The sequence below is a fragment of the Nitrospira sp. genome (assembly GCA_035968315.1).
Lineage (GTDB): Bacteria > Nitrospirota > Nitrospiria > Nitrospirales > Nitrospiraceae > Nitrospira_D.
Window position 1 is genome coordinate 138,494 of the sequence record JAVYIN010000006.1, and the last position, 22,778, is coordinate 161,271.

A 22,778-nucleotide genomic window follows, 5' to 3' on the forward strand; every position below is an offset into this window, starting at 1 on the left:
GCATGGGGGCAGCAGGCTGTGTGGGGAGCCGGCATCGGCGAGGGGTGTTCGATCGTCTCATGCGACATGAACGACCTCTCAAGAGTCCAGGAAATAAATTGAGAAGGGATGATAAGCCTTCCCATTGGATTTGCCAAGCTACAAAATATGGTAGGTATTCTCCCCATCCCACCTATACACACGGCCATACGCTCCAATAGATTGGTTGTATTCGCTGATGGCACGGCCCGACATCAGTCGCAACAGCCAGCGCCGTTACACGACACGGTTCTTGCCGATCACGTGATAGTACAACACGGGAATGATGACCAGTGTCAGCAGCGTGGCGGCGGCCACGCCGAACAGCAACGACACCGCCAGACCTTGAAAGATGGGATCCAGAATAATGACAAAGGCCCCGACCATGAGGGCAGCGGCAGTGAGAAGAATTGGCCTGGTGCGGATTGCGCCGGCCTTGATGACGGCCTCCGCCAATGACGCGCCGCTTCGCTCTTGAAGCTGAATGAAGTCCACCAGCAAAATCGAGTTCCTGACGATGATGCCGGCGAGTGCGATAAAACCGATCATGGAGGTCGCGGTGAAATAGGAACCGGTCAGCCAATGGCCAGGCAGAATCCCGATCAGGGTGAGCGGGATCGGGGCCATAATGATCAGCGGCGTCAGGAATGATTGAAACTGCCCGACGATCAGCAGATAGATCAGGAGCATCGCCACCGCAAACGCGATGCCCATGTCGCGAAACGTTTCATAGGTAATCTGCCATTCCCCGTCCCACTTCATCGCCAGCTGCTCTTCCGACCAGGGCTGTCTCGCATAATATTGCTCAATCTGATAGCCCTCGGCCGGACGGTACGCGTCCAGTTTTTTCCCGACTCCCAGCACACCGTAGACCGGGCTCTCGGCCTTCTCCGCACCGGGCCCGCCGACATCGGCCACGATATAGACCACCGGCTTCTGATTTTTGTGGTAGATCGCGTGGTCCTGAATCCGCTGCTCGACGGTCAACAACTCGGACAGTTGCACCATCCCGCCGGTGTTCGTCCGCAATCCAATTTCACCGATGTGCTCAAGCCCCGTCCGCTCCGCCAACGGCAGCCGCAGCACGATCTGGACAGGGCTCTTCTCCTGGGGAATATGGACCAGCCCGATTTTTGTGCCTTCCAGCGCCATGCGCAAGGTGTTCACGATGTCCTCGGATGGGATCCCGGCCAGTGCCGCCTTGGCCCGATCCACCGTAAAAAGATATTTCACCTGGTCGGCTTCGATGTAATCATCCACATCGACCACTCCCGGCGTGGACTCAAACAAGGCTCGAATCTCCCGCGCAGCGGCAATCTGGCTTGTGTAATCCGGCCCATAGACTTCTCCCACCAGTACCGACTGCACCGGAGGCCCGGGCGGGACCTCGACAGTCTTCACATTGGCCCCGTACTGCTTGGCAATTTCCTGAACCTGAGGACGAATCCGTTGAGCGATGTCATGACTTTGCGCGGCACGCTCGCTTTTCGCCACCAGGTTGACTTGAATGTCCGCCTCATGGGGCTGTTCTCGAAGATAATAGTGCCGCACCAATCCGTTGAAATTGAATGGCGAAGCCGTGCCCACATAGGCCTGATAATCCCGCACCTCAGGAACGGTCCTCACGAAGCGGCCGAGCGCCTGCGTGACTCGCGCCGTTTCTTCCAGCGTGGTGCCTTCCGGCATATCCACGACGAGCTGCAATTCGCTCTTGTTGTCGAACGGCATCATCTTCACCACGACATGTCGGGTATAGAACAACAGGCAAGACCCGGCCAGCAACAACGCCACGCCACCCAAAAATCCGTACGCCAGAACCGGATGCGCCAGCAGCGGCGACAGCACACGCCGGTATAGACGAGACGTCAGCCCCTGCTCGTCCCCCTCATGATCCACTCCCGCGACTTTCACGCCAGGCCGATAACAAGTCTGGCAGAACCAGGGAATCACGATAAACGCAACCAGCAGCGAGAAGAACATGGCGATCGAGGCGTTTACGGGAATCGGACGCATATAGGGCCCCATCAACCCGGAGACGAATGCCATGGGCAGCAAGGCGGCGATGACCGTAAACGTGGCCAGGATCGTGGGATTCCCGACTTCGTCCACCGCATAGATCGAGGCTTCCTGATGAGGCTTCAAGCGGAGCGTCAGATGCCGGTAGGTGTTTTCGACAACCACAATGGCATCGTCCACGAGAATCCCGATCGAGAAGATCAGGGCAAATAGCGTGACGCGATTGATCGTGTAGCCGATCAGCATCGACGTGAAGAGCGTCAAGGCCAGCGTGAGCGGGATCGCCAAAGACACGACCACGGCGGGGCGCGGTCCGAGCGCGATGCCGAGAAAGACGACCACCGCCACCACGGCGGTGAGCAGGTGCCACAGCAGTTCGTTGGCCTTTTCCTGCGCCGTCTCCCCATAATCGCGCGTCACCGTGACGCGCACATCCGCCGGAATGGTGAGCCCCTTCATCGCCTCGACTGTGCGAAGCACTTGTTCGGCCACCGTCACCGCATTCGTTCCGCCCTGCTTGGCGATCGCCACCGTCACCGCCGGAGATTCGTGAGACGTAAAAGGTGAAAGGTGGGACGTGGGCTCTCTCATTTCACGTTTCACGTCTGACGTTTCACGAGCACTCCCAGCGCCCAAACCAAACCACACATACCTGTTTGCCTCAGCTGGCCCATCCGTGACCTCGGCCACCTGGCGCAGATAGACCGGCCGCTGTTCGCTGACGCCCACGACCAGCGAGTCGAGATCGTCACGCGACCGGATGAAGCGGCCCGTCTCCACCAGGAAACTCTGATTGCGCGCATCGAATCGGCCTGTCGGCAATGCCCGATTTTCCCCGCGGATCACGCCGGCAACTTGCAACGGTGTCAGACCGTAGGCCTTCAACCGCGCGGGATCAATTTGCACCTTCAGTTCCCGAGTCTGACCGCCGACAATAAATCCGGCCGAGGTTCCGGCCACTTTCTTGACCTCTTCCAGCACCTGTTCGGCCAGCCGATGCAGTTCAAATTCGCCGTACCGTTGACTCGACAGCGTGAGAGTCACAATCGGCACGTCATTGACGTCCTTCGGCTTCACCAGGAAGGGTTCTGCTCCCGGGGGCAACAGATCCTGATTCGACATCAGCTTGTCATAGAGATCGACCAGGCTCTGCTCCATCGGCTGGCCGACGTAGAACCGCACGATGATCAGCGCGCCGCCGGGCCGTGAAATGGAATACACATACTCCACGCCCTTGATCTCAGACAGCTTCCGCTCGAACGGCTTGGTCAGTTGTTCTTCGACAATCTTGGCGGAGGCGCCGGGGAAGGGCAGCCAGACATCGGCCATCGGCACAACGATTTGGGGTTCTTCTTCGCGGGGAGTCACGACAATCGCAAACAGCCCCAGCAGCAACGCGCCCAGCATGATCAGCGGCGTCAGCTTGCTGCCGATAAACAGGGCGGCAATCCGGCCGCTGAGCCCTGGGCGATACTGATCCATCATGTCCTGTCGCTATGGGTTTGTCGGGGACGTGACTGTATGAATGCCCTGCACCATGGCGCCGTCGATTCCCCGGGCACCGTCGAGCAGCACCCGTTCGCCGGCATTCACACCGGACAGAATCTCAACCTGTTTGTCGAATCGGCGTCCCAGCTTCACCCACCGGAGCCGGCCGATCCGATCGGCCCCGACCACGAACAGGCTGGTCAGTTCTCCACGCTCGATCACGGCAGAGGAGGGCACCAGGATGGTCTGGGTCATCCCCTTGTCCAACTGCAACCGGCCGAACATGCCACTCTTCAGGCCGGGGGTCACCGGTAAATCCACCTTGACCATGAAGGTATGGGTTTGAGGATCGCCCGCGGGAAGGATTTGACTCACCACACCATGCAAGGGGGCGGCACCGAGCGCATCGATAAGGATCGGAATCTTGTCACCGAGAGACACGGCCTTCAGATCCCCTTCGGCCACCGTCGCCTCGAGACGCAGCTGCCGGGGGTCTTCCATCTGCAGCAACGGCTGACCAGGCGACGCCAACTCGCCGGCCTCCACCCTCTTTTCGGTGATCACACCATCGAACGGGGCCTTCACCACGGTATAGCTGAGTTGGGCCAGGACCGCTTTCCGACTCGCCTCGGCCACCTTGAAGGCCCTGGTGGCATTTTCCACTTCCTGCTTCGAGACGGCATCCTCGGTCAAGAGCGCCTTCATGCGAATGAGTTGCGCCCGCGCATTCTCCACTTCCGCCGAAGCGCGCGCCAGGTCGGCTTGCACGTCCCGATTATCCAGTTGAATCAGGATTTGCCCCTTCGCCACGCGCGTCCCTTCTCTGACCAGAAGACGATCGATCGTGCCTTGAATGCGGCTGGAGAGCGTGGCCTGAAAGATGGCTGTGACCTGCCCCGTGACCTCGACACGCACAGGCACCTGGGCCATCGCCACATCGATGACCGCAGCCTGAATCGTCGTCTGCGGCGCGGCCGCCACAACAGCCGCAACCGGCTCCTCCTTCGAGCCGCATCCGAACGATACCAACAACAGCAGGCCAATCAGCAGTCGATTCACGTCTCGTCTCCCCTGCGGTCACCGTTCTACTCCCGAACACCGAGCTTCCTCAACAGTGCCATCATCGGACACCAACAGGTAAAGGCCGACTGAATCAGGTTCAACGCCACGAAGGCGGCAAAATAATTCCAATAGGGATGCACGGTGGCCCCCAGAAATACGGCCAGCAACACGAATATCCCGGCAATCAACCGCAACATCTCATTGAGTTTCATAGGGGCCTCCTTTTCTCCTGCCTATGGGAGCCTTCGGCAAAAAAAAGGATTCAGCCTGCTTCTGAGTCACACCCAGCTCATTCCAGCTTATTGATCCCCATGGCGTTCAAAATCGCCTTCTCGAAAAACGGTTCGCTCACGCCCCGCTTCATCTTCATCAGGAAATACTTCTCCAGGCCGATCTTGGCCAGATGCACCCACTTGCCCTTCTTGGCCCAGGTGACGTTTCGAGGGGCCATTTGCGGAAGCGCGACAAACGCCATCCCCGTATCGCCCATGTCGGCGAGACAGATGGCATTCCACGTCGCCGTGTCCCTCTTGGCGTTGTGCTCAATGTCCGCGTTGATATTGTGCACGGCGGCCGACACCATCGATTCGATCATGTACCCGGTCTTCGGCGCACCGGTCGGCACCGGCGTCTGCTCCACCGGAGGAATCGCCACGCAGACTCCCACCGCATAGATATTTCGATACTTGGGATTCGCCTGGTAGGCATCGATGTTCACAAACCCCTTGGGGTTGCACAACCCAGCCGTCCCGGCGACGGCATCCACCCCCGCAAACGGCGGGATGATCATCGAATAGCGGAAGGGCACTTCCTGCCCGTCATCCAAGAGCATTTTCCCCGGCTGCACTTCCTTGATCGACATATTCGAGATGGGCTTGATGGAATGTTCGGCGAATTCATCTTCCATGAGCCGCCGCGACTTGCCCACACCGGCCAACCCCATATGCCCGATGTAGGGCTCCGGCGTCACAAAATAGATCGGGACTTTCTTGCGGAGCTTTTTTTTACGCAGGTCCGCGTCGATGACAAAGGCCATCTCATAGGCCGGCCCGAAGCAGGAGGCTCCCTGAGCGGCGCCGACCACGATCGGACCGGGATCTTTGAGAAAACTCTGATACGCCCCCCAGGCCTGTTCGGCATGGTCCACATTACAGACCGACTGGGTATAGCCGCTGGGGCCCAGGCCTGGGACGGCGCCAAAATTCAACTTCGGACCCGTGGCGACGATCAGATAGTCGTACGGCACTTCGCCTTTCGCTGTGACCACCCGGTTCTGCTCCGGCTCGATCCGGTCGGCCGTGGCATGCACAAATTCGATCCCCTTCTTTTCCAATACCGGCCCCAGCGCAAAACTGATGTCCTTCCGCTTGCGCCAGCCCACCGCCACCCACGGATTCGACGGCACAAAGTGAAACGACTCAACATTTGAAATCACCGTCACCCGATGCTTCTTGTCCAATAGAGCCCGTGCCTCATAGGCCGCGGGCAATCCCCCGATCGATGCGCCGATGATGACCACTCGTGCCATGGAATCCTCCTTTTCTCCACGCTGTCAGCAGTCAGCGTTCAGCATGTGTCAACAGGCCCTCATCCTGATTGATAGGAGTCATCGCCGGCAAAATGGATTCGCGATGTCCCGCCCGCACGCGTCCCACGTCTACCGCTCCGTAGAGAACCGATACAACTCGTGGCACGCCGTGCAGCGGGCCGTCATGCTCGCGAGGCGTTGCAGAATTTGCTGCGAACTCTCTTTCCGGCTGATGGCATCGGCCAGCGCATCCATATCCCGATGGATCGACATCCCCATCTGCTTGAACGGAAGCGGCAGCTTGACCATGATCGCCGGATTGACATCCGCCGCCATGCCCATCCCTGCCCCTCGGGCCACAGCTTCCATCGATGCCACATCCGGCTGCGGCTCCCCCAGGCCTCTGACGACCCCATCCACCGCCTTTAAGAGCTGCCGCATCTCTCCGAGAATCAGATCTCGCTCGCTCGCCGCCAAACGGATCTCCGTGCGGCCGTCCGCTCCGGGCCTCGTCACCCCCGATACAAACAGCCACGCGCCCGCAGCGATCGTGACCGCCCACAACATCACCGCCACCATGCCGATACGTTGTTTCATCCCGTTCCTTTGTCCCCTGCTCGTTGCTACCTTGGAACCATCACCCCGGCGCCATATTCATAGACAAGACTGCCGCCGAAGTAGCTGGCCACGAGCAGCACCGCAACACCGGTCACCCCGAGCGCCAGGGAAACGAGCGGGCGTTCCTGCACCCACTCAAGCCAGATGGCGGCCCGCAGCCCCAGCAATCCGGCAAAGATCCAGAACGTGGCGAACCCCAACGATTCATGCAGCTCAAGCACCTGCTCGGGCACCCCGCTATGCTCCACCGCCTCCTCCGCCATGGCGCCACTGGCGACTGCGGCGAGCGCGCCAGCCAATCCCAATATCAGTGTGTACAGGCTGGCGATCCGGCACTCCTCCCGCCGCCATCGTTGCGCCAGCACATCGAAAAATACCGTGGCCGACAACAGTGCGATGGGGAAATGGACCAGCATCGGATGAATGGGATGCATCGTCATGCTCCTTTTGTTCCTTCATTCACCGGAATGCAAGCGTAGGGCCGTAACTCCCTCGCAGCAACCGGAGCTATTCCTGCTGGAATTTCAAGTAGATGCCCTCAAGCGCACGGAGTGATCCGGCAAGAAGGGGAGTCTTTCCACAGAGCCATGAATCACACTGTCGCAGAACGGGTCACTCGCTGAGAGGAAAAGAGGACTTGAGGGGAGAGAGGGAAGAGAACACAGCACGGGCCCCCGGACATGAATCCGGAGGCCCATGCATCGCGCTCATTATTTTCTGACCGCAATTCCGTGAGTGTCGGCGGTCTCCTTGTCGTCCTTCTTATTCGTAATCACCGCCTGTCCCTTGTAATGCCCAACTTTTCCGTCCGCATCGACATGAATCACGCCAACACCGGGGATCGTGCCCTTGGCATTATGCACACCCTTGTCGTTGCCGGTCAGCGGATTGGGGCCTCGCAGCCCCACGAACACATACTGGCCGTCCGGCGAGACATCCATCAAATCGGGAGCCGGGTCTTTATTCCCCTCGGTCGCCAGATCGATCGCACTCACGCTCAAGTTGCTGAGAGAGTCGATGATTTCGACATTGTTCCCGGCCCGATCGGCCACCCACACGTAGCGGCCGACGCCCACCATCCCGTGCGAATCGGCAAACTTCTCGTCCCGCTGGGAGATGAGCTTGGCCGAAATCGAGTTGGGCAGCGTCGTGAGATTGATCGCATACACATCGTAGGACAGCGGCGCCACCGGCCAGCCGCCGCCGGAATTGATGTACATCATCTCACCGACTTGGACGCCCCCGCATCCGGCCGGATGAATCTGGTTGTTATCGAGCTTCGCCACGGCCTTCATCGGCGTGGTGGTCACATCCATCACCACCAAGCCTCCGCCACGCAAGGTGACGAACGCATAGCGGCTCGACGCTTCAGTAATCGGACAAATAGGCGAGGTGTCGGGACGCTCGGCGCCTTCGAAGGCGGTCAAATTCACTACGTCTTTGTCCGGATCGAAGGTAAACGTGTGGGCGCTGTAGTCCGTCCAGATCCGGATAAACTTCTTTTCGGCGATGTTGGCGGCAATCGCCATCTTCTGATCCGGCGTCGGCCAGGCTGCATGAACGTTCTTGCCCATCGAAAGACAGGCTTCCGGCTTCTTCGTCGCCGCATCCATGAAGAGCACATGCCCGCTCAAGAACGACAGGATGACATGGTCCTGGGCCTTGTTGAAGAACAACATGTGCGGACGGCGCACCGGCTTCTTCGTCGCCTCCTCGCAAAACTTGCCGATCTCCCCCGAGAAATCGATCGTGGTCATGGGCTTGGCTGTGGCTGGATTCGCCGCCAGCTGCGCGCCATCATAGATATGCAAATACCCGCCGCTCTCCTTCCCTGTATCGGATTGATCGGTCAGCCAGACCTCATAGGCTGAGGCCGCATTTGGCTGGGCCATCATCACCCCCATCAGTGCCCACGCACCCAATCCACAGGCCTGGACTGCACGGGCAGCCCGTGCGCGCATATATTGGTTACAACTCATAGGCATCCTCCTTCGATCCGCCATGCGCAAACAGGATGGATTTCCCGCGCGCCATCTCAGCTTCATACTGACTATAGAGTAGAGGGATCAAGGAAAGAGATCAACCGGCCGGCTACTGGCGGGCCAGCATCACCGCCGCCAGCAAGACCGCAAGGGCCAGCAACAGCGCCAAGCGCGGCAGCCAGGTGGCCGCCGTCAGAATCGTGCGATCGGAGGCCTGCCGCTGATCGGCGGGCACCGCCATGACCGCCCGCACCAGCGGACCGAGCACCAGATCATGGGCCAGCGTCATGAGCAATAAGAGGCCCACCAACGACAGCTTCACCGCCAGCAGCGACGGCCATCTCGCAGGTTCGAAGAGCGGCCAGCCATGCGAGACAACCAGCATGGGCCCGGTCAACCCCAGCACCGCGACCGCACTCCACACAATCAGACGAAACCGCCTCGCCGTGGCCCGAAAGAGGGCGCCGGCATCCGGCTTGGACGCCAATGCGCGATACGACGGCGCCAGGACCAGGGAGAGAAACAGCGTCCCTCCGATCCAGCTGACCGCGGCAAGAAGATGAATCCAGACCAGGATAAGTGGCAACATGACTGGTCTGCCACTCTACGGACGGGCTGAGCGGGGATTCAAGAGCATCGGTTGGGCTCCGGCAGGCGGCGCCATCGCCGCCGCCAGGTGCGGACACCACTCGACTTCCGCGAACGTGGCCGCGTCCGCGATCGAGACACTGAGAGAGGGATCGAGATCGTCCTGCAACATCAACCGGCAAGGCGTGCAGAGAAACTGGCAGGACACCGGACAGCGGCTCACTTCGCACCCCACCAGGGTGTGAAAAAGGGCCGACTTCTCCAAGCAATGGCGGCGCACATCGTCCACGAGCAAACTTTCCCGATAACACTCCAATCGCTGCCAGAGCTTCGTCAGATTGGATATCGGGCGGGCGTTGATACTGGCCCAGGCGCCGTGAATGCGAACGGATTCCCCGATCAGCTGCAGCGCCAGATCGATGCCTTTCGGCAGGTCCGGAAATGTGGCGATACAGACCCGCTCCTCCCCTTCCGATTCCATGATGAAGGTGGGAGCGCGCTGAGCGAGGCTCAGCGCGCCGGAATCTTCTTCCGTCACCCGATGGGGAATGTGCACCACCAAATTCATCGCCTGCACCCCAGTCGCGCCAGCACGCGGGGCGTCAACGCCCCGCGTGCTGGACATCTCCTAGAACGAAATCCCGACATAGGGGCCGACTTGGAAATAATCGTTGTTCGTGTTGGTCATGCGAGCCGTGAGGTGGTACCGAGCATCCACGCCAAGCATGAACGCCTTCCAGACCTGCATCTCGAAGCCCGCGCCAAACTGCACGCCCATATCCAGATACTGCGTCCTATTCGACGGTGGGCTGATCACATGAAAATCCAGCCCGATCGGAATGATCCAAGGACGGAACGCACTCCCCTCCATGAACTTGATCTTTGGCGACACGTTGATGGTCATCATCGTGAGTTGCACCTGCTGCATGTCATTCGTACTAGTCGTTACATACCCAATCGCGTTGTTTACTCGGGCTGAATTGATCCGGTTAAACTGCAATCCGATCTCGCCCACCACCCAGGTCTTGTCCACGGCCCCCCAGGCATTCTTCGACATGACGAGATCAAGACCGGCCCCCGCATACCAACCAGCATTCCCACCGTTAGTACCGGTCGCTCCGCCCCCCACATCCGTAAACGTCTGGTTCCCTCGGTCATGGTTCAAATTCATGAACCCGCCCTTGAAGAACACCTGATTCCCGGTGCCTTCTTCAGCCATAGCCGGCGAGGCACCAGACACACCGAGCCCCCCGGCGATCGCAACTGCGGCACACCACACTCCAATGCTCCGTACGGCTGTCCAAACCTGCATGATGCTCCCCTCCCTGGGTTGGTGGCAAAAGATCGTCCTGATCTTTTGTCGGTTCAGCTGAATCCGACTCGCCGGCCCGAGACATCAGCTTGGTAAAAAGTACCTTCATAAACTCACTCGTGCACTAGTTCTTCATCAGCGAAACTTTTGATCCCGCCTCTCCCTGCGCATCGCGCGCACAGCGGAAGCCCATCCAATTGATCTTCGTATTGGGATCGGTGCCGTTGCGCATGGCCGCGCGCATCGTGGTGGTGCTGTCCATCCAGCCACCGCCACGGAAGGCCTTCTGCGTCCCTTTTTCAGGACCTTGGGGATTCCGGTCCGGGGCCGTTTTGTAGTAATCCTGGTCATACCAATCGTTCACCCATTCAGAAACATTGCCAATCATCTGATAGAGGCCATAGGGACTCACCGCATTGTCGTAACGATCAACGGAAATGATCGGCGGATACAGCAGCAACCGCTCCGGACGGTCGCGCACAGGGCCGGACAATCCAGTCCGCCCGAAATTCGCTCTGGTCGGCCCGGCCAGTTCGGGTCCCCAGGGAAAGAGCCGTCCATCGGTGCCCCGCGCCGCCTTTTCCCATTCCGCTTCAGTCGGCAAGCGCCGGCCCGCCCACTTGCAATAGGCATCTGCGTCGTACCAGGACACGTGCATAATGGGGTGATGCGCCATGGTCTCCTGAAAATTGCCGCCGTCATAGCGCCAATCCAATTGCGGCTTCCGGTCGGTCGCCAAGACGAACTTCAGGTATTCCAACGCGGTCACTTCGTACTTGCCGATCTCGAACGCATCCAGATACACCCGCCGCTGGGGAATTTCCCCCCGATAGGCGAGCCGGTCCGTCTTTTTATCGCTGCCCATGATAAATTCACCGGCCGGGACCAGCACCATTTCGTCTTTCGTCTTCCAGTTTGCCACCCGTTCAGTCGCGAGCTTCTTCCCGGCCTCCGTCCATTCCACCACGATATCCTGGGTATCGAGCCCCCAGGCCATGCGCGCCATGATCAGCAGCGCGGCTAACACCAACACGGCATTGATCCCCCACTCCCACTTCCGAAACTGCTCCGTTTCTTTCCGTTCCATTTCTCGGCCTCCTTGTTCGTCGCAAGCTAGCGGCGCGAGGCAAGCGGCGCGGGGATCGCACCATCCCCCCCTTCGCCACTCGCCTCCTGCCGCTGGCCCAATTCAGACTTCGCACAGCGAAATCCGGTTAAATAGCTTTTCCTCGTGACCTCGCCCCCATTGCGCCCAGCCGACCGCGCGACTTCCGGATCTTCGTTCCAGGATCCGCCACGAAACACTTTCAACTCGCCGGTCGCAGGCCCCTTGGGATTGGCATTGTGCCCTTGCCCGTAATAGTCCGGATCAAACCAATCGGCCACCCATTCACTGACGTTCCCCGCCATTTGATAGACCCCATAGGGGCTGGCCCCTTTGTCATACCGGTTGATGTTGGCCAGGGGGGGATACTTGGCGCCCCGCTTCGATCCGGGATGGGCGATATTGCTCTTGATCCATCCCGCCGGCTCATCGCCCCAGGGGAACACCCGCCCATCCTCGCCCCGCGCGGCTTTTTCCCACTCCGCCTCGGTCGGCAACCGCTTGCCGGTCCAGCGGCAATAGGCATCCGCCTCCTGCCAGCTGACGTTGATGACGGGATGCAGCGCCATTTTGTCAGGAAAGGGTTTGGCCCGCCAGAACGGCGGCCAGTCCGCGCCGGTGGCGAGAATAAAGCGCAGATACTCGACATTCGACACTTCATACCGATCAATCTGGAACGCATCGAGATAGACGCGATGCTGCGGCAACTCTTGCGGTCCTGCGGCCCGATCCTTGCGCGGATCGCTCCCCATCAAAAACTCTCCGGCCGGTACCGTTACCATGCCGCCAGGCACCTCCAGGGCCGCCATCCGTTCGACATCATCCAACGGGGTCCATAGCGGCGGCTGCGCGGAGGACTCGTGATTGGCCAATGCAGGGCTTGGGCACGAGGCTAGAGGCACGAGGCACGAGGCAAGCACAACCAGCATCACCCCGACTCGCGACTCATTGAATGCGCCCCATCGCCTCATACCGTTGTTCCCCTTGCCCCTCGCCTCTCGCCCAATTCTGGAAAACCAAATTTCCTTCAGCCTGTAGAAACACGATGGGGGAGCTGCATGAAACAGGCAGCCCCCCCATCAGGTGTTACACCATGTCCGTCCCGCTTACTTCATTGCGGTCGGAATGGCTTTCACTGCGGGCTGCGCATCCGCCTGCTTGGCGCCCATACCGGCCGCGCCGAGCGGTTGGATCCGTGAATCGCCGGCTGGCAACACACGGAGGTAGCCCCACTGTCCTGACTGCGTGTAGGGCAGCCGGGCGTTGGACCAGACGAAGTCACCCACCTGACGATACGGGCCGCCCGCACCGCCACGGAGGAAGACATCGAGGGTCTCGGATCCGGCATACTCCACGACGCTGATCATGTCAGCACCGGCCATGTACGGCTCGATCGGCCACTCGTGGCCTTCGACCGCAAACATGCCGTTCTGCTCGCTGTTCGCACCGATGACATGGATGCGAACGGCGTCACCCGCATGCGCCTCGATCAGAGGCGTGACGGGATCCTCGGGCTTATCCACCGCACAGGGCTGGAAAATCTTCCCGAGCGAGCAGCCTTGCTCTTCACGGAACTTGTACGGTTCGGCGCGGTAGTTCACCGACGTCAAACCGGCCACGTTCTGCACATAGGGCATGAACGCGGTCCCGATGATGTTGTCCTCGTCTTGGAAGAAGAGGGCCACATCACGATAGTTCCGCTTGCCCATGTTTTCCGGCAAGGTGGCGTCCACAATGACGTCCGCCCGCCAGCTGTTCTTCTGCGACACATCCGCGCCGGTCACCGGATCGCGGTACTGCGATCCCTTCGGGCCGACGATGATGGCACCATACAATCCGTTACGCGGATTGACGATGATGTTGCCGCCATCCCACACCAGCGACGTCGTTTCCTTATTCGCCGGATGGGCATAGTAGGTGTAGCTCCGGCCTTCGCCGGGCCCCACGGTCTGATCGCCGCCGTTGTTGCCGACGTTCAGGCCCTGGCTATCCTTCGGATCGAAGGCCAGGCCCGGCGCAAAGAACGACGCCCGGCTCGCCTTCATCTTGTTCTTCAGATTCACCTTGATGCAATCACCAAGGTTGACGCGCAGCGTCAACGGATTCGGTGTCGCACCGCTGGCGACCGTCGTCGCTTCCTCTTCCAGCGCGAAGATCTTGCCTTCCGGCATGGTCATTTCGATCTTCCGCTCGAAGTCCACTTCGATCGCATCCGGCGCCTTCGGGTTGAGCTTCATCGGGCGATCCAACGCCACAACGTTGAAGCTCTTCACCGGGGCATCGGCCGGACAGACCGAGCTGGGCGTCGCTGGAATACCCAGCGGATTGGTACCCTTAGGAAGCGGCTTGAGGTCCGCCACTTCCTTGTCGAGCACGCGCACAATGCCCCATCCACCTTCGGCGAAGTGTGACGTTCTGCCGTTGAAGTGGATGTAGTCACCGGGCATGCCCTGGAATCCGCCCGCCTTGGTGACGAGGTCATACCGCTCGGCGATCCCGACGTGAATCGAGTTCTTCCGGTTGGCATCGCCCGCATAACGCTCCGTGAGGAACGTATGGCCGGCAATCGTCCAGACGTGCGATTCGTTCATCAGCTGATGCAACAGGCGGAACACCATGGTGTCGCCCGTGTACGCCCGCAGGAGCGGTGTGCCCGGATCCCCATGGACCGCGCTGCTGAACAGCTTTGACGTATCCGGATTGTTCGAGAGGCGCTGCGCAAACGGAGCCGCGCGGAAGTTGAAACCGCTGCCGGTCGTATGCGTACCGCCATTGATGTACTTGTTCGGTGCGTTCATGATCTTATCGGGCATCTGGAACGACACCGTCTTGCCCGCTTCCAACGCCACTTCGATCGGCTGTCCCGGAGGATTGCCGGCTTCAATGACGTTGACCGTGTGCGGCACCGTGTCGTGGATGGAGACCATCAACTCACGGAAGCTGCCGCTGACACCGGCACCGATCGGCTCGTTGCTATGGATGTCCGCGATCGGACCGCTCCACACCAGCTTGCCGTTCTTCGGATCGTGATAGGTGGACCCGAACGGCTCCACGATCGTCACGCCGAACCCGCCATGCGGCCAGGTCGTCGCGCCGAACGCGTGGTCATGCCAGAACACGGTCCCCATATCCACGTCCACCCACCACCGATAGCGCACGAACTCCGGCGACACGAGGTCGTTCGCCGGGTGGTTGTTCTTCAACGGCTTGAAGAACGTCACCTGATCGCCCTTGATCTCCTTGATCCGGGCGACTTCGGAGCAGCTCTTATCCCGCGGCAGTGACGCCGTGGCATCGTTGCCGTTCTCCAAGCAATCCATGCCCACCATGACTTCGGTGTTCACATGGAACGCGGTCGCGCCGGGAGCCATCTGAATCTTGATGCTGCTGGCTCCGGCTTTCGCCCCACCGACGATCTTGGCGACCATCGGAGCAGGCAATCCGTGCTTCGTCTTCTTGCCCCACATGGTGAAGGGGCGCACCGACATTTCATACTCCATCCCGGAGATCACACCGTCCGAGTTCCCTGTATCGAACTGGAAGAAGTGGGGATGGATGTTGATCTTGGACGACTGGAAATTCGTGTAGTCGTCGTCATCCCACTCGCTCGTCAACAACAAGTCCACGCAGTCATACACGTTGGCGCGAATGACCGCCGGAAGCTTGAGATCGTCGTTGGCCCTGGTCAGCCGCTCTTCTTCGTGGAGCAGATAGATCAGGCCGTCCTTGTCCACCATGGCCGGCTCTTTCCCCTGCTTCTTGGCCAGGGTGATCGGCATGCGGACAAAGTGAATGTTGTAGAGCTTCCGATTGGCGTTCACCGGACAGAGACTCCAGCGTCCCTGTTCGCCCGGTTGTGCCGGCTCGGAAGTCCGCTCACCGTTGGCATCCTGGTGGATCGGCTCCAACCAAGGCGCGCCACTGTGGTTCGCGGAGAACGGCACGCGCTTGCCGAAGTGCGGCTTGAACAGCGGCCAGGCCATCTTGCCCGTGGTCGGGTCGAAGAGAATGGCGGGTCTGGTGCTATCATCCCACTTGGCTGCCGCCGGATACTTCGGGTTCAACGCCGTGCTCTCGCGTTCACCGCGGGCAATGTTCCCATCCCACTTCCAGTCCCACACCGTCGAATCGTAGGCCAGGATCTGGGCCTTTTCATCGTTGGTGTGGCCAGGCTGGCCCTGGGCCGGCACGAACATTTCCACCCAATCCTTGATGTTCACCACCACAGGATCGGACTTCCAGTTCGTCTTCTGGCCCTTATCGACGATCTTAAAGGTCTTGCCGAACCAATCGACGGTCGTGCCGATCAGCTTGTCCGACGAGACACCCTGCTTCATGCGGCCCAGACGATCCGGCAACTCCCGCATATCCGGCATCGTGTCGGTATGCGCCGCGCCAACTTGGAGCGTGTTGTAGAACCGGCCGTACCCCCACATGCCCGCGACATAGTGATGCGCCACGTGGCAGTGATAGAGGAACTCGCCGGCCAGGTGCTGACAGCCACCGCCGCCGCACTCCGGTTCCAGGTCGAGCGACTCGGACGGACCGACGACTTCGACGTCCACCCGATCTGACTTGGTGCGAACGACCGGGTACTTCACCGGACCGTCCTGCCCCTTGTACCAATGCTCTTCCTGATCGGCACGCGGGCTGCGCTGCCAGCGGATGGTGCCGCTATGGGGATGGTGGCTGTGGAACACTTCCGATCCACCATGCACCAACCGCCACTTGACCGGATCACCGAGGTAGCCGCGGGCCACCGTGGTGGGAGGATCGCCGAAGGTGTACGCGCTGTACGCCATCGACTCGTCCTCGAACCCGAAATATTCATGCTGCAAATGCATCTGATCGATGCCGAACGGCTCGCTGCGATAGTTGATCGCGCGGCCACCCGGACGATAGGCATCGGTCAGCGGATCGCGCTGCGGCAAGAAGTCACCCTTCTTGTTCAGCGGACGGAACGCTTCGTCGCCGATTTCGTGATAGAACAGCACGAACTCGCGGAAGTCCGGACCGGATCCGTTGTCGATCATGACCTGCCAGCCGCTCGCGGTTTCGGGCGCGGCGCCCGTACCGAGCGGATCGAGGTATTTGGAGCCCTTCGGCTCAACGATGAAGGCACCGAACATGCCCAACACCGTCAACTCGCGGTCATTGCTCCACGAATGGAACTGCCGCACACCTTCCTGCATGTTCGGATGGATGTACCATTCGAATTCCTGCGACTTGCCCGGCGACACGACCGTGTCCGGGTTCGTCGTCGTCGCGGGCTTCCCCGTGGCGCTCACGATCATGCTGGACGCCTGAATGACCAAGCTGCCGTCTTCGGCCTCCATCTGGTTGCGCAAGGTCATCTTGACGCAATCACCCTGGTTGGCGCGAAGGACGAGCGGCTGAATCGCATCGCCCTGGTTTCCGGTCGTCACCGCGCCCGGATCAAATCCGTCTTTTTCACGAGCCGCCTTGTTCGCGGCCTCTTCGGCGCGGACTTTGGCGATGTCGCCCGTGTGGACGTACATGTATCCGGGATAGAAATCGAGCCACCGGTTCAGACTGATCTCGATATTGATCATCGAGACATCGAACTTCTTGACCGGCGCATTGGCCGGGCACTTGCCGCCGGAGGACATCACCGGCTCGCCCTTGCCCGAATCCGTCATGAGCAGGAAGCTGCTGCCGTCCTGGCCCATGTACTGGTGCATCATCGACATCTCGTTGAAGGCACCGGAGGTGGGGGTCGCCTGCGCGTCTTTCTGCGCCTGCTGCTCCAGCTTCTCCATCAAGCGATGATGCTGCATCTCCATCTTCTCGGCGTTCCCGGCGCGACCCTCGATGGCGTTTTCCACCACCGTCTGCCCCTTCAGTTGCTGGGTCCACCCCGGCATGGCGACGGGAGTCGCGTGTCCCTGATGGGACCCCGATCCCGTTTCTGCCGCAAACAGCCATGGTGTCGCCACCAAACTGCTTGCCAGCAGCACGCTTTGAAGCATCAGCGCCGCCCTCGTGCGCCTCCGCTTGCGTGTAGGTTGGAATAGAAAAGACCTCATATCACGGCCTCCCCGGTTAAGCCCGCCATCATTGGCGGCTGGTTAAAGAACCCTTGTCTATTACCGACTTCCGCTCCGTGTTCGGCTGAACGATGAAGGGAACCGGCCTCCGCATCCTCCGGCCTTGTCTTAGGAGGAAAAGAGCTGGTGAAGGTTTCCTTCTTGCGAAGGAGAGGGTCATTCGGAGGCCGGTCCAAAATCACCCAGGCCTTCACCAGCGCCCCACTCTACCGCAAGCCTTATGCCTAACCTGCGGCAATATCATCACAAATCCGATTCTCCAATACTGGCGCGATATCGGCGCTTCTTCCCCTGAATCTTTCCCTGCCGCCGAAAGAGACCTAATTCCACAGACATAGACAGAACCACCAGGGACAAACACGCGCCCTACGCATTTTCAACAAGTTGCACTGTCCATTCAGCTAGACACGTAAATAATTCCAATTGGGGACATTCGGGACTACTTAAGGTTACTGCAAATCGTAATCGCGCAATTTATTGTAGAGACTAGCCCGGCTAATTTTCAGTAACTTGGCCGCCCGCAGCCGATTGCCGCCGGTCTTTTTGAGGGCGTCAATAATCCTGGCTCGCTCGGCCTGACTCACGGCATCGCGAACGACCGTTCGCAATCCGTCATCGCTGCTGGCCTTCGACCCGAGGGCCACCACATCTTTGCAGCTCAACTCGGCGCCGGTGGTCGTCACGACGGCCCGCTCTATATAATGTTGCAACTCACGCACATTCCCCGGCCATGCCGCTTCGCTTAAGGCCTGCATCACCTCCGGAGAGACGGTTCGCAAGGGCTGCCGATGGCGTTTGCAGGAAGCCGCCACAAAATGCTCCACCAGCAGCGGGATGTCCTCCCGGCGCTCGCGAAGCGGCGGAAGATAGAGCGGCAACACCGCCAGCCGATAGTACAAATCCTGCCGAAACGACTTGGCCTTGACGAGCTCGACCAAATCCTTATTCGTCGCCGAGACGATCCGAACGTCGACTTTAATCGGCTGATTGCCGCCGACTCGCTTGACTTCGCCTTCCTGCAACACCCGCAGGAGCTTGGCCTGAAAGGCCGGCGTCGTGTCGGCGATTTCATCCAAAAAGATCGTGCCTCCATCGGCCTCTTCAAACAGCCCCCGCTTGGTCGCCGTCGCGCCGGTAAATGACCCCTTCATGTGGCCAAACAGCTCGCTCTCCAGCAGCGTTTCGGGAAGCGACCCGCAATCGACCACCACAAACGGTTTCTCACGCCGATAGCTCATCCGATGCAGCGTCTTTGCCACCAGCTCCTTGCCGGTCCCGCTGTCGCCCTGAATCAAGACCGTCGCCGGACTATCGGCCACCAAGGCAATCGTGTCGAACAGTTGCTGCATCGTCGCGCTCCGCCCCAGCAGCTCACCGAGCGACTCCCGCCCCCCCGAGGGTGGGGGATTGGTATGAACAGCTTCGGCAGAACCGCGCCGGCTGGGTGCCTGCGGCTTGAAGAGCACCAGCATCGACCCCACCGTGCCCGCGCTGGAGCGCAACGGAAACGCTTGGTGCATCCCGCAGGCCGCGCCATCTACATGACTGCTGCACGCGACGGACTGCACGTCGGGCGAGTCAAAGACTTTGCTCGCCGGGCAGGCCTCGCAGGGATCCGTCCGATTGGCAAACGCCTCATAACACTTTGCGGAACGATCGGAAGGCGCACTCCCCGGGCCTCCCGGCCACCCGGCTTCGTTGGCATAAATGACATTGAAGTCGCGATCCATCACCGACACCCGGTCGGCCGATCCACCGGCCAACTGCTGAATCGCTTCCAGCCGCGCAGCCAGGATGGGATCATCAAAGGGGCCCTGTGCGGTCTGCTCAAATTGAGATCCGGCCATCTCCACTCCTTCTTATGTATGGGCACACACGCGCTCACTCACATCAGACTCAACCGACGGACATTCAATTCGCGCTCGCCCCCTGCCTTTCGCCCTCTGCCTTATTGTTCAACAACCGTTTAATCGTGGCCTTTAATTCCGACACATGCACCGGCTTATCGAAGTAGGCCGTCGCACCTGACGCCAAGACCTCGGCCTGTAATTTGGCATCCCCAAAGGCCGTCATCAGCACAAGCGGGCAGTTCGGCACCGCGCGCTTTAACCGGCTCACATACTCCACTCCGCCCCCCGGCATCTTCAGATCCGACAAAATCAAATCCGGCGGCGACTCGCGCGCCACCCGCACCGCCTCTTCCCCATCCCGGGCTTCCTTCAACACATACCCCTCGCCCCAGAGTTCATCCCGCAAGAGACTCCGCATTTCTGAGTCATCTTCGACTATCAAGACCATCGGCATCACTCCTTGTTGACTCACAACTGCCCCCCATCGATCAGGACCGGCATATGCCGGAACATTCGCAAGCGATGTGCCATAGCTACGCCATGAATCCTGCGAAAATTATCCTGCAATCGCATGGGGTTCTATTGCATGAACGGAGCACACAGACCGAGAGGTTTCTTCATTGGCGAGAAAAGCGTCAAACGGGATAGATCAACCTGTTGCGTTGCGCCACAGCTACGGCCCGAACGATTGCGGCCCTGATTCATCGGCAATCGGCAGCGAGAGTGTGACCGTCGTGCCTGTGCCGACTTCACTGGCCACGTGAATGCCCCCGCCATGCTCTTCGAGGATGCCCTTCACCACCGTCAATCCCAGCCCAGTCCCCTTGCCAAACTCTTTGGTCGTGAAAAACGGCTCGAAGATCTTATGCAGCACATCGGGAGGGATCCCGTGCCCGGTATCGCTCACGGCCAGCATGACGCAGGCAGGCCGCGCCTCGACGGACACGCGCAACACGCCTCCATCCGGCATGGCATGAATCGCATTCATGATGAGATTGATCAAGACCTGGCTCATTTGATCGCGATCGGCATGCGCAAGGGGGCACACCTCAGGCAGCGACAACTCCACTCTGATCCGGCTCCGGACCAGCCGCTCCTCGAACATATCGAGACTCCCCTGCACCGTCTGGCGAAGATCGAGCGAGACCCGCTCGATCGGGCTGCGCCGGGCAAACGCGAGCAACTGGTTCATCACACGCGTAATCCGTTCCACCTGGCTGACGATCGTCTGCAGCCCTTTCTTCGTTCCCTCCTCCTTGGTCCGCTCCAGCAGATATTCGGCCCGGCCTAAAATCACGTTCATCGGCGTGCCGATTTCATGCGCCATGCCGGACGCCAGCGTGCCCAGCTCGGCCAGCCGCTCCGCGCGGCGCAACTGCGCCTCCAGCCGTTTGCGCTCCGTGATATCCACCACCGAGGCGAGAATACACCGGCCTTCCGCCGTATCGATCGGGGTGAGGCCGATCTCAACGGGAAACTCCGTGCCGTCCTTGCGAAGCCCGAACAGTTCCTTCCCGCCCCCCATCGATCGCGCCTTCATATGGGCAAAAAACTCGCTCCGCTGAATAGGATGCTCGCCGCGGTGCGGAACCGGCAGCAAGATCTCCACCGGCTGGCCCAGGAGATCATCCTGCTGGTACCCAAACAGATTCAACAAACAGGCATTGGCCATGATGATCGTCCCGGCCTGATTGACCAGCAGCATGCCATTCGGCGCGGCATCGACGATCCGGCGAAACTGGCCTTCATCTTGGAGAATCTCCCGGCTCATTCCTGACTCGCACCCTCCATATCCGCCAGCTTCCGATAGAGGGTCTTCCGGTCAATCCCCAGCGCATGGGCAGCCTGATACTTATTCCCGCCGGTCTTTTCGAGGATTTTCTTGATGTACTCTCTCTCGATCTCATGGAGCGACAGCGTTTTCTCGGCGGCTTCATCCAATACCCGCCGGTCGCCACGCGCGCCCTGCACCGCCGTCGGCAGATCGTCAGGGGAAATGATTTCCGCGCGGCTCAGCGTGACTGCGCGCTCGATCACATTTTCCAATTCCCGCACATTGCCGGGCCAGTCATAGTCCATCAGCATCGCCAGCGCCGACTCGCTCACGCCCTTCACGTTCTTGCCCCGCACCGCGGCGCATTTTTTCAGGAAAGCCTCCACCAAAATAGGAATATCCTCGCGCCGCTCCCGCAACGGGGGCAGCTTCAACTCAATCACATTGAGCCGGTAGTAGAGATCGTCGCGGAACCGCTTGGCCTTCACCTCTTCGGCCAGATGGAGATTCGTGGCCGCGATGATGCGCACATCGACCGCCACCGGCTTATTCGCCCCGACCCGGCGGATCTCCTTCTCCTGAATGGCCCGCAGCAATTTCGCCTGCAGCATCAACGGCAGCTCGCTGATCTCATCGAGAAAGAGCGTGCCCTTCTGCGCCTCTTCGAACAGCCCCCGCTTGTCGGCCTTGGCGTCGGTAAAGGCGCCCCGCATATGGCCAAAGAGCTCGCTCTCCAGCAATTGTTCGGGAATCGCCGCGCAATTCACCGGCACAAACGGCGCATCCTTCCGGTCGCTGTTGTAATGGATCGCCTTGGCCACCAGCTCTTTGCCCGTTCCGCTCTCGCCGGTGATCAGTACATTGGTCGGACCATCGGCCACACGGCGGATCAAATCAAACACGCCTTGTATCGCCTTGCTCTTCCCCAAAATGTGATGGAAGCTGTATTCTTTGTGCACCTCTTTGCGCAGCCGGCTGACTTCCCGCCGGAGCGCCGATTCCCGCACCGCGCGCTCAACCACCCGAATGATTTCCTCCGACTTCACCGGCTTGGTCAGATAGTCGCTGGCGCCGTGCTTCATGGCGTCAACCGCCGTTTCCACCGACCCGAAGGCCGTCATTAAGATCACGCCGATGTCGGGATGAAGCCGTTTGATCTCGTTCAGGAGTTCCGTCCCGAGCATGCCCTTCATCCGCAGATCAGTGAGAACGACCGCAAAATCTTGTTCCGCCAGCAGCTTGAGCGCCTCCTGCCCGCTGCCCGCCGTCGTAATTTGGTGTCCACGCCCGCTTAACACATCGGACACCAGCTCACGCATCTCTGCGTCATCGTCCACCACCAGCACCGCACCCCATTCTTCAGTCATTG

17 protein-coding genes are annotated in these 22,778 nt (G+C 60.0%); all 17 read right to left on the minus strand.

The annotated features are described in order from the left end of the window. Positions 1–255: 255 nt before the first annotated feature. The 17 genes from RI101_09610 to RI101_09690 all read right to left on the minus strand — a co-directional run bounded on the left by RI101_09610 (position 256) and on the right by RI101_09690 (position 22,776). Positions 256–3,519 (minus strand): efflux RND transporter permease subunit, encoded by a 3,264-nt coding sequence (locus RI101_09610; protein MEC4890301.1) that lies wholly within the window; start codon positions 3,517–3,519, stop codon positions 256–258. A 9-nt stretch (positions 3,520–3,528) separates the two neighbouring features. Further along, complete coding sequence (locus tag RI101_09615) at positions 3,529–4,581, minus strand: efflux RND transporter periplasmic adaptor subunit (protein MEC4890302.1); 1,053 nt, start codon at positions 4,579–4,581, stop codon at positions 3,529–3,531. A gap of 26 nt (positions 4,582–4,607) precedes the next feature. Then, on the minus strand, positions 4,608–4,796 hold the full coding sequence (locus RI101_09620) for a DUF2892 domain-containing protein (protein MEC4890303.1): 189 nt from the start codon (positions 4,794–4,796) through the stop codon (positions 4,608–4,610). Between the two features lie 77 nt (positions 4,797–4,873). Beyond that, complete coding sequence (locus RI101_09625; protein ID MEC4890304.1) at positions 4,874–6,112, minus strand: FAD/NAD(P)-binding oxidoreductase; 1,239 nt, start codon at positions 6,110–6,112, stop codon at positions 4,874–4,876. A 129-nt stretch (positions 6,113–6,241) separates the two neighbouring features. Next, positions 6,242–6,709 (minus strand): hypothetical protein, encoded by a 468-nt coding sequence (locus tag RI101_09630; protein ID MEC4890305.1) that lies wholly within the window; start codon positions 6,707–6,709, stop codon positions 6,242–6,244. A 26-nt stretch (positions 6,710–6,735) separates the two neighbouring features. Next, complete coding sequence (locus tag RI101_09635; protein MEC4890306.1) at positions 6,736–7,164, minus strand: DUF2231 domain-containing protein; 429 nt, start codon at positions 7,162–7,164, stop codon at positions 6,736–6,738. Between the two features lie 276 nt (positions 7,165–7,440). Further along, positions 7,441–8,709, minus strand: a complete 1,269-nt coding sequence (locus RI101_09640) for a hypothetical protein (GenBank protein ID MEC4890307.1) — start codon at positions 8,707–8,709, stop codon at positions 7,441–7,443. Positions 8,710–8,821: 112 nt separating this feature from the next. Further along, positions 8,822–9,301 (minus strand): DUF4149 domain-containing protein, encoded by a 480-nt coding sequence (locus RI101_09645; GenBank protein ID MEC4890308.1) that lies wholly within the window; start codon positions 9,299–9,301, stop codon positions 8,822–8,824. 15 nt (positions 9,302–9,316) lie between these two features. Next, positions 9,317–9,925, minus strand: coding sequence for a hypothetical protein (locus tag RI101_09650; protein MEC4890309.1), 609 nt, complete (start codon positions 9,923–9,925; stop codon positions 9,317–9,319). A gap of 3 nt (positions 9,926–9,928) precedes the next feature. Continuing rightward, complete coding sequence (locus RI101_09655) at positions 9,929–10,612, minus strand: hypothetical protein (GenBank protein ID MEC4890310.1); 684 nt, start codon at positions 10,610–10,612, stop codon at positions 9,929–9,931. 124 nt (positions 10,613–10,736) lie between these two features. Next, entirely contained in the window at positions 10,737–11,699 is a 963-nt protein-coding gene (locus tag RI101_09660; protein ID MEC4890311.1) for a formylglycine-generating enzyme family protein, read from the minus strand. Positions 11,700–11,725: 26 nt separating this feature from the next. After that, positions 11,726–12,688, minus strand: a complete 963-nt coding sequence (locus tag RI101_09665; protein MEC4890312.1) for an SUMF1/EgtB/PvdO family nonheme iron enzyme — start codon at positions 12,686–12,688, stop codon at positions 11,726–11,728. Between the two features lie 135 nt (positions 12,689–12,823). Beyond that, positions 12,824–17,707: a hypothetical protein gene (locus RI101_09670; protein MEC4890313.1), complete on the minus strand. Its 4,884-nt coding sequence runs from the start codon at positions 17,705–17,707 to the stop codon at positions 12,824–12,826. Between the two features lie 527 nt (positions 17,708–18,234). Next, positions 18,235–19,632, minus strand: coding sequence for a sigma-54 dependent transcriptional regulator (locus RI101_09675; protein MEC4890314.1), 1,398 nt, complete (start codon positions 19,630–19,632; stop codon positions 18,235–18,237). A 64-nt stretch (positions 19,633–19,696) separates the two neighbouring features. Further along, the gene (locus RI101_09680; protein MEC4890315.1) at positions 19,697–20,083 is read right to left on the minus strand and encodes a response regulator; all 387 of its coding nucleotides are present in this window, start codon (positions 20,081–20,083) and stop codon (positions 19,697–19,699) included. 225 nt (positions 20,084–20,308) lie between these two features. Continuing rightward, entirely contained in the window at positions 20,309–21,406 is a 1,098-nt protein-coding gene (locus RI101_09685; GenBank protein MEC4890316.1) for an ATP-binding protein, read from the minus strand. Further along, entirely contained in the window at positions 21,403–22,776 is a 1,374-nt protein-coding gene (locus RI101_09690; protein MEC4890317.1) for a sigma-54 dependent transcriptional regulator, read from the minus strand. The genes RI101_09685 and RI101_09690 overlap by 4 nt, the downstream gene beginning before the upstream one ends. Positions 22,777–22,778 lie beyond the last annotated feature (2 nt).

Excerpts from the sequence above, each read along its gene's own strand:
- RI101_09610 (MEC4890301.1), bottom strand. The coding sequence starts at position 3,519 with ATGATGGATCAGTATCGCCCAGGGCTCAGCGGCCGGATTGCCGCCCTG.
- RI101_09620 (MEC4890303.1), bottom strand. The coding sequence starts at position 4,796 with ATGAAACTCAATGAGATGTTGCGGTTGATTGCCGGGATATTCGTGTTG.
- RI101_09625 (MEC4890304.1), bottom strand. The coding sequence starts at position 6,112 with ATGGCACGAGTGGTCATCATCGGCGCATCGATCGGGGGATTGCCCGCG.
- RI101_09630 (MEC4890305.1), bottom strand. The coding sequence starts at position 6,709 with ATGAAACAACGTATCGGCATGGTGGCGGTGATGTTGTGGGCGGTCACG.
- RI101_09635 (MEC4890306.1), bottom strand. The coding sequence starts at position 7,164 with ATGCATCCCATTCATCCGATGCTGGTCCATTTCCCCATCGCACTGTTG.
- RI101_09640 (MEC4890307.1), bottom strand. The coding sequence starts at position 8,709 with ATGAGTTGTAACCAATATATGCGCGCACGGGCTGCCCGTGCAGTCCAG.
- RI101_09645 (MEC4890308.1), bottom strand. The coding sequence starts at position 9,301 with ATGTTGCCACTTATCCTGGTCTGGATTCATCTTCTTGCCGCGGTCAGC.
- RI101_09650 (MEC4890309.1), bottom strand. The coding sequence starts at position 9,925 with ATGTCCAGCACGCGGGGCGTTGACGCCCCGCGTGCTGGCGCGACTGGG.
- RI101_09655 (MEC4890310.1), bottom strand. The coding sequence starts at position 10,612 with ATGCAGGTTTGGACAGCCGTACGGAGCATTGGAGTGTGGTGTGCCGCA.
- RI101_09660 (MEC4890311.1), bottom strand. The coding sequence starts at position 11,699 with ATGGAACGGAAAGAAACGGAGCAGTTTCGGAAGTGGGAGTGGGGGATC.
- RI101_09665 (MEC4890312.1), bottom strand. The coding sequence starts at position 12,688 with ATGAGGCGATGGGGCGCATTCAATGAGTCGCGAGTCGGGGTGATGCTG.
- RI101_09670 (MEC4890313.1), bottom strand. The coding sequence starts at position 17,707 with ATGCTTCAAAGCGTGCTGCTGGCAAGCAGTTTGGTGGCGACACCATGG.
- RI101_09675 (MEC4890314.1), bottom strand. The coding sequence starts at position 19,632 with ATGGCCGGATCTCAATTTGAGCAGACCGCACAGGGCCCCTTTGATGAT.
- RI101_09680 (MEC4890315.1), bottom strand. The coding sequence starts at position 20,083 with ATGGTCTTGATAGTCGAAGATGACTCAGAAATGCGGAGTCTCTTGCGG.
- RI101_09685 (MEC4890316.1), bottom strand. The coding sequence starts at position 21,406 with ATGAGCCGGGAGATTCTCCAAGATGAAGGCCAGTTTCGCCGGATCGTC.
- RI101_09690 (MEC4890317.1), bottom strand. The coding sequence starts at position 22,776 with ATGACTGAAGAATGGGGTGCGGTGCTGGTGGTGGACGATGACGCAGAG.